Origin of the sequence: Novosphingobium colocasiae (assembly GCF_014652555.1) — a bacterium.
In the GTDB taxonomy this organism is placed as follows: Bacteria; Pseudomonadota; Alphaproteobacteria; order Sphingomonadales; family Sphingomonadaceae; genus Novosphingobium; species Novosphingobium colocasiae.
Genome location: NZ_BMZA01000034.1, coordinates 1 through 11267, shown reverse-complemented (window position 1 = coordinate 11267; position 11267 = coordinate 1). Strand labels below are relative to the sequence as shown.

Here is an 11267-nt window from a genome sequence, read left to right as displayed (position 1 = left end):
CAAACGCAGTGGGCGACCTCATGCCATGGATCGCCGTGGTCTGAGCACATCGCTTACGCAACGGCATTCGTTCCGCTACCATGACGGTCCGGCGCCAAGGCCCCGCCATAGCGTTCAGCGGTAACGAGCAGGGCCGAAACATCTTCACCCGTCAGGCTAGGTAGATCCGCGTGAACGACCAGAACGGCACCGCGCCCTTGGCGGGCCGAAGTGAGTTCGGCATTCAAACCTCTCTGACGATCTTCGATCCAACCGTATCCCTCATGCGGCGCTGCGCAAAGCAGGACAGTTTCTCTGATTGCCGGATGGCCATCGACCGCTGCCAGGACATGCTTCAGAAACGTTTCGCTTAGTGCCAGACGAGAAGAAGCGTCGAGTTGGACAAGTCGCGTTTTGCGCGCTTCTGGCGCCTTGATCGGCACAATTGCGGTCCAGCTCACAGGCTGGTCCCCTTTCCGAGTTCAAGCGAGGTTCGCACCACCCGGACGGAATCGTCGAACATTTGAAAGGGCAAGTCGGAATAGCTTTGCGCACGTGCCATCGGCTCGTGTGGTCCCGGTCGGAATTGCCAAGGCGCACCTTGGATATCCGCCTGAATAGGACGCATCGTCACCGCGCCATAGTCCCTATTGACGCGCGCTCGCGCCAAACGCGGTCATCCATGAAAGGTAACGCTATTCTCGATAGGCTCCTTTCCGATACGGTAACGACTTTCCGCTGCGCTTTCATCCACAAAGCCGAATGAAATTCCGAAAAGCAACTTCAGGGATTCATCAACGCCCAAGACACTTCTGATAGTATCGGCGTAGAACCCGAGCATGGTTTGCGGAATACCACCAAGGCCATTTGCAACTAGAGACAGCAAGAATGTCTGGCCATACATACCAATATCGCCTGCAACCCGGACATTGTCCCCAACAGAGGGCATGAACAGGAACGCGACATGCGGCGCTCCAAAGAAGTCGAGGTTGCGTTTGGTAGCGATCAAGCGATCTTCCGTTGCTTCACGGGCCACACCGATTGCTTTGTAATATTCTGCCCCCTGATCCTTGGCACGCTGATGGGGAACGGCGGGATAGTCTGCCGTCGAGAAACTGAAATCTCGTGAGTTCTCACCAGCTTCGTCTGCTGCAAGGAGGGCTTGGCTCAACCTGTCGCGGACTGCACCCGAAGCAATATGCACCTGCCAGGGCTGTGTGTTGCAGTTTGAAGGGGCCAACTGCGCCTGCTCGACTACCGTGCGCAACAGGCCGTCAGGAACAGGTCGAGAAAGAAACCGGCGGACAGAGCGGCGCTCACGTACAACAACATCGAACGACTTCGAATTGGGCACTTTGATTCCTCCGGTCATGTGCCAAGCAGAGCAAGGCGTCCTTGCGGATTGGACGTCGCATTTCTAAACATGGCGGAATATGAAGTTCCAGAACATTCGATTTCCGAGGCGGTCGCTTCCGGTTGTCTGAATACTGGCGGGCTTTGACCGCAGTTCAGCTTATCGGGCTTTTTGTCCGTCAGAGCGACCAGGCGAGCCGGTCCGCCGCCGTCGATCAAATAGCATGCGCCCCGAACCGAGTTCGGCAAAGAACAGCGATCTATGGCCGCTAGGATAGCGCCTGCCCCGGTCACCTGCACCACAGTGAATTGTCGACCAGGCAAAGAATTATGCGGATCAGCCCCATTTTCCGTCCAGCCAGAAGCCGGTCAAAATGCCCGCCTGCGCAGCATGACGCGGCGCAGGCGGTATCTGTTTAGAAGTTATACTTGACAGTCAAACCATACATGCGCGGCTGCCCCGGAACGACGGACGAAATGCCGAGCGGCACAAATCCGAAGCCACCGGTATAGTAGCCCTTCTGGGTGGCGTTCTTGACGAAAACGGACAGGTTCAGGTTCGAACCCATCACTTTGTTCCAGTCCAGTGACGCATTGATGAGCGCGTAGCCCGGCAGCGTCGTATTTGGCACGTACGTGTCGGCAAGGTTGCTGAATTCCTGCGACGACTGCGCGTAGACTTCGCCGCGAAGCGAGACTTCCCCTGCATTGTCGCCCACCGGAACCGTAACCTTGGCGAAGGCGCCGCCAGCCCACTTGGGCGTATCGGCATAAGGACCGTAGTTATATTCCTGACCAATCACGATCGACTTTCCGTCGATATAGCGGGCATCGGTATAAGCAACATTGCCGCCGACCTCCAGCCACGACGTTGGCCGCACATTCGCATCAAACTCGACGCCACGCACCCGCGCCTTCGGAATATTCACCGTCAAAACCACGGGATTTCCACCGACATAGACCGACTGCATCCGCTGCACGTTGGTGATGTTCGAGTTGTATAGGGCAAGGTTCGCCCGCACCGGCATCGCTCCGAGACGGCCAGCGAACTTCGCCCCGACTTCGACATCGCGAACCTTTTCAGGCAGGAACAAGTTACCGACGTTCGCAGCGGTCGTGTTGGCGAGAGGACCATTACCGTTGAACCCACCCGAGCGGAAGCTTCCGCGCTGCGCTACGTACAACAGAAGAGCGTCCGTCGCCTGCCAGTCGAGACCAATCGTCCAGCTCGGAGCGTCGAATTTCGTACGCTCACGCGGGTTGGCGCCCGGTGCAGAGTACGCGGTCGCGTCCGGGAAGGTATCGAGCGCGAAATTCTCCCACGTGTAGCGGAAGCCCCCCGTCAGTTTCAGGCCGTTCAGACCGGCTGACGACAGATCATAGGTCGCCTGCGTAAACATTGCCTTCGATTGCGACGTATAGTTATAATGGTAGTAGCTCGGGAACGGACCGTAAATCGGCTGAACGTTGAAGAAGTAGAACGAATCGTAGAAAGTCCTCTTCTGACGGGAATAGAACCCGCCTACGACGTAATTCAGATTTCCATCGATCGCAGTACCGGAAACCTGAACTTCTGCGGACACCCCTTCGATCGACTCTTGAAGTCCCGGGTTGGCCGCGTCCTCCAGTTCAATCGTGTCATATATACGCGCGAGGGGGTACAAACCGGTGCCAAACGGATCCCAGAGATTGAAGTCTTTCGAATGGGAGTAGGAGATAATCGACTTCAGCGAAGTATCCTTGCCCAGATCCACTGTGGACGTGTTCATGATGAACCAGTCCTTGCCTTTCTTTTTGCTGAAGGCCGTCCCGTTCACCTTGCGCGTTCCGAGTGCCTTCTGAATGGCAACCTGGTCAACGATGCCCCCAGCCGTAGCTTCCGGATGGGCGGCGAGATAATCGTCCCAGTAATCAGCGGACGGACCATAAGTACAGGCGACCAACGATCCCAAGACAAGGCCATTGTTGGTCGAGCCGCACGCGTTGACCGCATAAAGCTGCATGCCGACATTGTTTCCGCCAAGATAGCTGTATCCGCCGACAAAGGTCGATTCAAAGCTATCGGTCGGCTTCAGAGCCAGGGTGGCGCGCACCGACTGGCGATCCACGCGGCCCAGGTCCTGCCCCGTCGTCACGTTCTTCTGCCAGCCATCGCGCCACTGGGCGTTACCTGCGACGCGCAGCAGAACCTTGTCGCTTATGAGCGGAATGTTGATAGCACCTTCCAGCCGGCGATCATCGTAATTGCCGTAACCGGCAGAAACATAGCCCTCGAAGTTATTCGTGGGCTTCGCAGAACTGTAGAGCACGGCACCGCCAGTGGTATTGCGGCCGAAGAGAGTTCCTTGAGGCCCCTTGAGAACCTGAACCGAATCAAGGTCATAAAAGTTCGACGCACTGAGGCTGACGAGCGGCACATCGTTGAAATAGGTCGCCACCGCAGGCGGCGAGGACGAATAGGTATCAATACCCTGGCCGCGGATGCTGAAATTCAGGACGCTGTCGCTCTGCCCCGAACGAACCGTAAGACCGGGCACGCCGCGCTGCAGGTCGGCTTGGCTGGTGATGGAGCGCTCTGCCAGGTCGTTGGAACTGATACTGGAAATCGAGACTGGCACCCGCGAGAGCGCCTCACTGCGACGGCGAGCCGTAACCATGATGACGCCGTCTTCCTGAGCAGACGTATCCGCCTCGGACGCAGCCTGCGGCGTTTGAGCACCCCCTAAACCGCTTTGGGAAGCCGCAGCAGCTGCTGCGACAGTGATAGCAGATTGATCGTTAGCGAACGCGCTTGATGCCCCCGCAGTCACCAGCACCGGCACCAACAGCGAAAGGGCCGAAGCTCGGCAATAGAGTCGATTTTTTTGTGTCACTTTTCCACTCCCTGATAGATTGGCAGACCGATCTTCGGCCCTATCCGCGCTGGATTACATCCGACACTACAGTCTCGATCCGCCGCAGCATTTTGCCGTTGGCCGCAATTGAAGCAAGCCAAAGCCCGCTTTCAGGACCCGGCACGCCGGATTCATTGCATACGCAATGCAGGCGAGGGAGCGGCGGGCGGTTCGGTGAGGAGCAGAGTTGCCAGATCACGGCCTCAAGACATTGCCAAAGCTGCGATTGTCGCTCAGACCGGCCCAGCGCTTGCGTAGTAGACCTTGCCATCCCGATCAGTCGGGGCCGCTGGCCATTAGCGCGTAAATGTCCGTAGGCCGAACATGATTGGTGACGACCACAACTATAAACGCGTGAAACGCGTGCCCGCCGAATTATGAATCTCGGAGATTCGGCATTTGTCATTGGGCGTTCTGGCTCACGAACTCCATCACGCCTGCTTTTGGGGACATAATTCGATGCAAAACCTGGCTGGGTGGCTGCGGAGCGACGATGCTCCTCTTGATGATCCGATGGCCCGGGCTGCCGCAAAGCTCGTGCTTCGTCGCTTCTACCGGGCCATCGTCCAGCGCGATATGGCCGCGCTTTCCGACACGCTGACCGAAGATGCCATCTACGAATTCCCTTTGTCGGAAACAGGATCAAGCGATCCGGCTGACTGCCGCCGCTACATCGGACGCGACGCAGTCGTGGCGTTCTGGCAGGCAACCTCTGCGATCGACATGCTGTTTGCGGCACCCGAAGATGTCACATGTTCCATTCTTGCGGACGGCAGCCGGCTGTTTTTGGAACAGCGGGGCAACATCACTCTGCCTTCAGGGTTCGCGTATCGGAACCGTTATATCTTCCGCTATGATTTTCGTGATGGTCAGATTGCTCTCGTTCGGGAATACCTGAATCCGGTGATCTCAGCCATCGCATTTGGTCGCCCGCTGCCAGTTGAGCAGCTGACCAGATGATCGCAGACCCGATTGCATATGCAATCACAGCTCAACGCAGCTTCATTAAGGCCAATTTGCCTTGCCACGCCCCGTAGTTTTTGCGCCTTTAAGTAGCGAAAAACCACCGACAGTGGGGGGAATGTCTCTTCGAGTTCGTCTGAACGCCGAGAGAAGGCAGGAACGAAGTATGCAGAACAATCCAGTAATCGTCGATATCGTCAGATCTCCAATGGGTCGGGGCAAGGCCGGGGGATTGCTGAGCGAAGTCCATCCCGTCGATCTCCTGTCACAGACCCTAGTGGGACTTCTGAAGCGAAACCCCGCACTAGATCCCGGTTTGGTGGGCGATGTGATCGTGGGCTGCGTCAGCCAAGCAGGTGAACAGGGTTTTCCGCCAGGGCGCTCTGCCTGGCTTGGTGCCGGCCTGCCCATTCATGTTCCGTCGACAACCGTTGATCGCCGATGCGGCTCGAGCCAGCAGGCACTCCATTTCGCTGCCCAAGTCATTGCCTCGGGCGATCACGAGATCGTTCTCGCCGGCGGCATCGAATCGATGAGCCGCGTTCCGATGGGTAGCGCTCGGTTAGGGCAGGATGTATTCGGACCTGCTTACCGCGCCCGCTTCCCCATCGACGTTGGCCAGGGCGTTGCGGCCGAACTCGTTGCGGCACGCTGGAATATAGGCCGGGACGAGATGGACGCGTACGCCGCGAGTTCCCATGATCGGGCCGAGGCCACCCGGAAGGCGGGTGGTCTCGCAAACGAAATTGTCGCCATCGATACGCCTGCTGGCCCTGTTCACGAGGACGAAACAATCCGTCCCGGAACAACGCCCGAAAGCCTTTCCGGTCTGCGGACAGTCTTCATGGACGATGCGATTGGGCGTCAATTTCCGCAGATCAACTGGAGCGTGACCGCAGGGAACTCGTCTCAAATCACCGATGGCGCTGCGATGGCTCTGATCATGTCGGAAGCCGCGGCAACGCGATTGGGACTTCGACCGCGGGCCAGGATTGTCGCCTGCGACGTGATCGCCGACGATCCCCTCCTCATGCTCACCGCTCCTATTCCCGCGACCCAGCGCGTTCTGCGCAAGGCTGGCCTGGCGGTGTCGGATATCGACCAATTCGAAGTGAACGAAGCATTCGCCTCCGTCCCCTTGGCGTGGCAGCGCGAGTTGCACGCGGATCCCGCGAAACTGAACCCGCGTGGCGGGGCAATCGCGCTCGGCCACCCGCTCGGTGCCTCTGGCACCCGTCTTATGGCTTCGTTGCTTAACGGCCTTGAAGAAACCGGGGGACGCTATGGTTTGCAGACCATGTGTGAAGCTGGCGGCCAGGCCAACGCAACGATCATCGAACGTCTTTAAGGAACCATAGTCATGATTATCAAGGGATGTTCAGCCGTCGTCACTGGCGGCGCCTCTGGACTTGGTCGCGCGACCGTCGAACGGCTCACGAAGGAAGGCGCGCATGTCGTTATCGCCGACCTGGAAAGTTCGGCTGGAGCAGACGTTGCCCGCGAGATCGGCGGGGAAACCAGATTCGTCGCGGCGAACGTGACCGATCCCGCCGCGATGGCTGCCGTCTTCAATGCCGCAGAACAGATTGCTCCGCTGCGGGTCGTGGTCAATTGCGCCGGGCGGGGCGGCACGGTCCGAGTGGTCGAGAAGACAGGCGATCCGGGTTCGCTCGAACTGTTCGAGGAGATTGTCCGGGTCAACCTGATCGGTACGTTCAATGTGCTCAGCCAGGGCGCTGCGCGAATGGCGCGTAACGAACCTGTAGATGGTGAGCGCGGCGTAGTCGTGCTGACGTCGTCGGTCGCCGCGTTCGAAGGTCAGATCGGACAAATTCCATATGCCTCGGCAAAGGCAGGAATCGTCGGGATGACTTTGGTCGCCGCCCGCGATCTGTCCCGCCACCTGATCCGGGTCAGCACCATTGCGCCCGGGACCTTCGACACCCCGATCCTTTCCCGGTTCGGCCCAGAAGTCCTCGACACGCTTGCCAAAGCGGTGCCCCACCCTGCCCGGCTTGGCCGGCCGGAGGAATTTGCCGCACTGGCCGCTCACATCGTGGAAAACGCCATGATCAACGGAGAAACTATCCGGCTCGACGGTGCCATCCGCATGCCGCCGCGCTGATTTAGGCCGCCCGTCCGGTTCGACCAGAACTATCGCTGCAGCGGCTTATTACTCATGCAATCAAGGCGGGCGGGCGGTTCGTTTGGCCTTGCCAATACCTTCGTTGATGCGCCCTATGAATGTTTGGTAGCCATCACAGATTTCGATCATGGAGATAACGTGTCCGAGGTAACAAGGCCCCTGCGCAGCCTGCTTTACATGCCGGCATCAAATGCCAAGGCCATCGCCAAATCGCGCACTCTCGATTGCGATGCCGTCATTTTCGATCTGGAAGATGCGGTTGCGCCGAACGAGAAGGACGCTGCGCGCGTCCGTGCGGTCGAGGCGGTTCAGGCAGGTGATTTCGGCAACCGGACGGTGGTCGTGCGGGTCAACGGGCTCTCCACGCCATGGGGAGAGGCCGACTTTCGCGCCGTTGCCGAATGCGCTCCGGACGCGATTCTGGTGCCCAAGGTTTCAAGCGCGGCGGAAGTGCGTGCCTGTCATGAATTGATGTCGGCCTTTCCGGCAAACACCCAGCTCTGGATCATGATCGAAACCGCCCGTTCGATCTTCAACCTGGCGGAGATCGCCGACGTTGCGAGCGAAACACGCCTGGCGGCTTTCGTCCTGGGCACGAACGACTTGTGCAAAGAGACAAACGCCCGCCTGGTACCGGGCCGCGCAGCGGTCATGCCGCTTATCGCCCTTGCGGTCACCGCTGGAAAGATGGCCAACCTGGCTGTTATCGACGGCGTGTACAACAGCATTGAAGACACCGCGGGATTTGAGGCCGAATGCCACCAGGGCCTTGAATACGGCTGCGATGGCAAGACCCTGATCCATCCCGGCCAGATTGCCATCGCTAACCGCGCCTTCTCTCCTACTGAGGCGGAAGTCACCTTTGCCAAAGCGGTGATCGAAGCCTTTTCCCTGCCTGAGAATGCCGATGCCGGCGCCCTGCGTGTCGACGGAAAGATGGTAGAGCTGCTGCATCTCGAGCAATGCAAGAGGTTGTGCGCGATCGACGACGTCATTCGCGCGGACCGCAGTCCGGCAGTCCCTGCGGAAAGCGCAGCGTAAATTGGAATGGTCGGCTCTCTGAAACGGCTCTCAAAATTCCGTTTCGCCAGCGTCGGCCGAATTGTTGCACTACCTGATCGCGCACACCGCGTCAGAAACGGGAGAGTGAAGTCAAATGGTACAGCAGTCTGAGGCGGCCCACGCCCCCGGAATGACCGAAGAACGGGTCATGATCCAGCAACTCGCGCGCGATTTTACCCGCGATGTCGTGCGCCCCCTCGCCGATCGCCTCGATCCCGAGCATGCGGACTTCCCGCTCGAGCTCATCGACCAGATGGGTGAACTCGGCTTCTTCGGGATCGTCATCCCCGAGGAACTCGGCGGCCTGGGCTTGGGCGCCTACGAATACTGCCTGGTTACCGAGGAACTCGCCAAGGGCTGGATGAGCGTCGCGAGCGTGCCGGCCCGCGGCAACGCCTTCTTTCGCACCATCAGCGGCAGCGACGAGTTCAAGCGCGAGAAGATCGCGCTCATGGCGCAGGGCAAGTACATCGGTGCCGCCGCGTTCTCCGAACCCAACACCGGTTCCGACCTGTCCAACGTTTCCTGCCGCGCCCGCCGCGAGGGCGACGAATGGGTGATCACCGGCAGCAAGTATTGGTGCACCTTTGCCGACGGCGTCGATTTCATCCGCGTCCTGTGCCGGGTCGACGATGGCACCGGCAAGGGCGGCACGGTCAACATCCATGTGCACAAGCCCCGCGGCCAGCTGCCCGAGGGCGTGACCGGCTCGCCCATCCCGAAGATCGGCTACTTCGGCTGGAAGACCTGGGAGCTGTTCTTCGACGGCGTGCGCGTCCCGGTCGATCCCTACGCCCCCGAACCCGGTCGCGGCTTCCAGGATGCCGCCTTCGGCCTCCAGCTGGCCCGCGCGCAGACCGCCGCCCGGTCCCTCGGCGTGGCGCAGGCCGCCCTCGACCATGCGATCGAATATGCCAAGGAGCGCATCCAGTTCGGCCAGCCCATCTCCGACTTCCAGGCGATCCGCTTCAAGATCGCCGACATGGCGACCCAGGTCGAGGCGGTCCGCCAGCTGCTCTACCACACCTGCGACGAGATCGACTCCGGCCGCTCGGGCAAGATCAAGACCTCGATGATCAAGTACCTCGCCGCCGAGATGGCCGAGAAGGTGACCAGCGAGGCCATGCAGATCCTGGGCGGTGCCGGGTACACCACCCTGCACCCGGTCGAGCGGTTCTGGCGCGACGCGCGCCTAACCAAGATCTTCGAGGGAACCTCGGAAATCCAGCTGCGGATCGTGTCCGACGCCATGCTCGGCAAGCCCGTCGGCAAGAAGGGCTGAGCACATGACGACCGTCAAGCAGGGCACATTCGACCTTACCCGGCAATTGGCGCAGGTTGCACTCGGGTATCGCTCGGCAAAGCTGCCTGAATCTGCGATAACCGTGGCGCGACAGTGCATCCTCGACTGGTTCGCGGTCACGCTACCCGGTTCTCGGGAAGAATGTGCAATCCTGCTCTCCGACGAACTTGAATCGTTTGGAAGCGGTCCTTCCACCGTGGTCGGGCGTGCAAAACGGCTGTCGCCATATGACGCGGCGCTCGTTAACGGCACCGCGTCGCACGCGCTCGATTTCGACGATGTGAACCGTCTTATGCAGGGCCACCCCACGGTGGCGATATTTCCCGCTGTCTTTGCGGTGGCCGAAGCGACCGGTGCTACTGGCAAGGATTTGTTAACCGCATTCATCGCGGGATACGAGGCGGCCTGCATGGTCGGCAGCATGGTCAACCCGTCACATTACGCCCGCGGGATTCACTCCACCGGAACCGTCGGATCGATCGGTGCTGCGGTCGGGGTGGGCGTTTTGCTGCAGCTCGACGAAGAGCAGATGACAAGCGCGATTGGCCTGGGGGCGACCCAGGCGTCGGGCCTGAAAGCCATGTTCGGAAGCATGGCCAAGCCGTTCCATGCTGGAAAGGCAGCCGCCAATGGCGTCCTTTCTGCAAGACTGGCAGCCCGAGGCTTCATTGCCCAACCATATGGGCTGGAGGATATTCAAGGCTTCATCACGACGCAGTCTGACGAGCCGATCCGCCCGCTTGTGAAGATCGCACCGGGGACCGAGGTCGTCAACACACTCTTCAAATATCATGCCGCTTGCTTCTGCACGCATTCAACTCTGGATTGTCTGCGCGACCTGCGCCAGAGACATGCCCTGACGCCCGAAAACGTCGCATCGATCGATATTCACGTCTCGGCATTGCACCTCAAGACGGCCGGCATTCCCGATCCGGTAAGCGGCCTCGAAACCAAGTTCAGTCTGCGCCATGCTGCAGCGCTCGCAATTCATCAGGTCGATACATCGGCGCTGGAAACATTCTCGGACGAGGTGGCTTCCGAACCAGGGCTTGTAGCTACGCGCAATCGCGTCACTGTTCATGGTGACATGCCGGGGGGCAGCAACACCCGCTTGCTGGTACGCTCGACGAGTGGCGAGGTGTATGAAGGCGAGCACAATACTGGCATCGTCGAAACCGATCTCGTCGCCCAGGGCGACCGGCTCGCCGCGAAGTTCCGCAGTCTGGCCGCCCCGGTAATCGGAGAAGAACGCGCGGAACGCCTGATGTCCGGCATTATGAGACTGGATGAGGAAACGTCCGCGGTCGATCTGGCGAACATCATCCACTGACCGGTTGGGGGCTCTGCCGAACGACGGTGCCCTGCAAAGATCTTGAAGACTGGCGTTGCGCTAGGTGGGTTCATTCTTGCGGGCGATTATCTCGGCGGCGTCGTCCCTTTGCGGTTCGCGCCCAGCAGGGGCGTGTGAATTCGCGCGCTTTGACCTGCCCGGGCAGGCGCCGGCAAGCGGTAAGCGATGTGCTCAGACCACGGCGATCCATGGCATGAGGTCGCCCACTGCGTTTGC

The 11267-nt window shown here is 59.7% G+C and carries 9 protein-coding genes; 6 read left to right on the top strand and 3 right to left on the bottom strand.

The features are described 5' to 3' along the window. Positions 1–53 precede the first annotated feature (53 nt). From IE122_RS17635 to IE122_RS17625, 3 genes are all read right to left on the bottom strand, one after another. The gene (locus IE122_RS17635) at positions 54–440 is read right to left on the bottom strand and encodes a glycosyltransferase family protein (protein WP_189622558.1); all 387 of its coding nucleotides are present in this window, start codon (positions 438–440) and stop codon (positions 54–56) included. 215 nt (positions 441–655) lie between these two features. Next, positions 656–1351 carry a nitroreductase gene (locus IE122_RS17630; RefSeq protein WP_189622557.1) on the bottom strand — a complete coding sequence of 232 codons (696 nt, stop codon included), beginning with the start codon at positions 1349–1351 and terminating at the stop codon, positions 656–658. Positions 1352–1748: 397 nt separating this feature from the next. Next, positions 1749–4205 carry a TonB-dependent receptor gene (locus tag IE122_RS17625; protein ID WP_189622556.1) on the bottom strand — a complete coding sequence of 819 codons (2457 nt, stop codon included), beginning with the start codon at positions 4203–4205 and terminating at the stop codon, positions 1749–1751. A 480-nt stretch (positions 4206–4685) separates the two neighbouring features. Here IE122_RS17625 and IE122_RS17620 point away from each other — a divergent pair, with 480 nt between their 5' ends. From IE122_RS17620 to IE122_RS17595, 6 genes are all read left to right on the top strand, one after another. Beyond that, entirely contained in the window at positions 4686–5186 is a 501-nt protein-coding gene (locus IE122_RS17620) for a nuclear transport factor 2 family protein (protein WP_189622555.1), read from the top strand. A 169-nt stretch (positions 5187–5355) separates the two neighbouring features. Next, positions 5356–6537 carry a thiolase family protein gene (locus IE122_RS17615; RefSeq protein WP_189622554.1) on the top strand — a complete coding sequence of 394 codons (1182 nt, stop codon included), beginning with the start codon at positions 5356–5358 and terminating at the stop codon, positions 6535–6537. 12 nt (positions 6538–6549) lie between these two features. Next, a complete protein-coding gene (locus IE122_RS17610; protein ID WP_189622553.1) occupies positions 6550–7314 on the top strand; it encodes an SDR family NAD(P)-dependent oxidoreductase in 765 nt (254 codons plus the stop codon). A 54-nt stretch (positions 7315–7368) separates the two neighbouring features. After that, the gene (locus IE122_RS17605) at positions 7369–8376 is read left to right on the top strand and encodes an HpcH/HpaI aldolase/citrate lyase family protein (protein WP_189622552.1); all 1008 of its coding nucleotides are present in this window, start codon (positions 7369–7371) and stop codon (positions 8374–8376) included. A gap of 151 nt (positions 8377–8527) precedes the next feature. Then, positions 8528–9679, top strand: a complete 1152-nt coding sequence (locus IE122_RS17600) for an acyl-CoA dehydrogenase family protein (RefSeq protein WP_189622551.1) — start codon at positions 8528–8530, stop codon at positions 9677–9679. Positions 9680–9683: 4 nt separating this feature from the next. After that, complete coding sequence (locus IE122_RS17595) at positions 9684–11030, top strand: MmgE/PrpD family protein (protein ID WP_189622550.1); 1347 nt, start codon at positions 9684–9686, stop codon at positions 11028–11030. Positions 11031–11267 lie beyond the last annotated feature (237 nt).

Coding starts and splice junctions, on each gene's coding strand:
- IE122_RS17630 (WP_189622557.1), bottom strand. CDS start 1,351: ATGACCGGAGGAATCAAAGTGCCCAATTCGAAGTCGTTCGATGTTGTT.
- IE122_RS17620 (WP_189622555.1), top strand. CDS start 4,686: ATGCAAAACCTGGCTGGGTGGCTGCGGAGCGACGATGCTCCTCTTGAT.
- IE122_RS17615 (WP_189622554.1), top strand. CDS start 5,356: ATGCAGAACAATCCAGTAATCGTCGATATCGTCAGATCTCCAATGGGT.
- IE122_RS17610 (WP_189622553.1), top strand. CDS start 6,550: ATGATTATCAAGGGATGTTCAGCCGTCGTCACTGGCGGCGCCTCTGGA.
- IE122_RS17605 (WP_189622552.1), top strand. CDS start 7,369: ATGCAATCAAGGCGGGCGGGCGGTTCGTTTGGCCTTGCCAATACCTTC.
- IE122_RS17600 (WP_189622551.1), top strand. CDS start 8,528: ATGACCGAAGAACGGGTCATGATCCAGCAACTCGCGCGCGATTTTACC.
- IE122_RS17595 (WP_189622550.1), top strand. CDS start 9,684: ATGACGACCGTCAAGCAGGGCACATTCGACCTTACCCGGCAATTGGCG.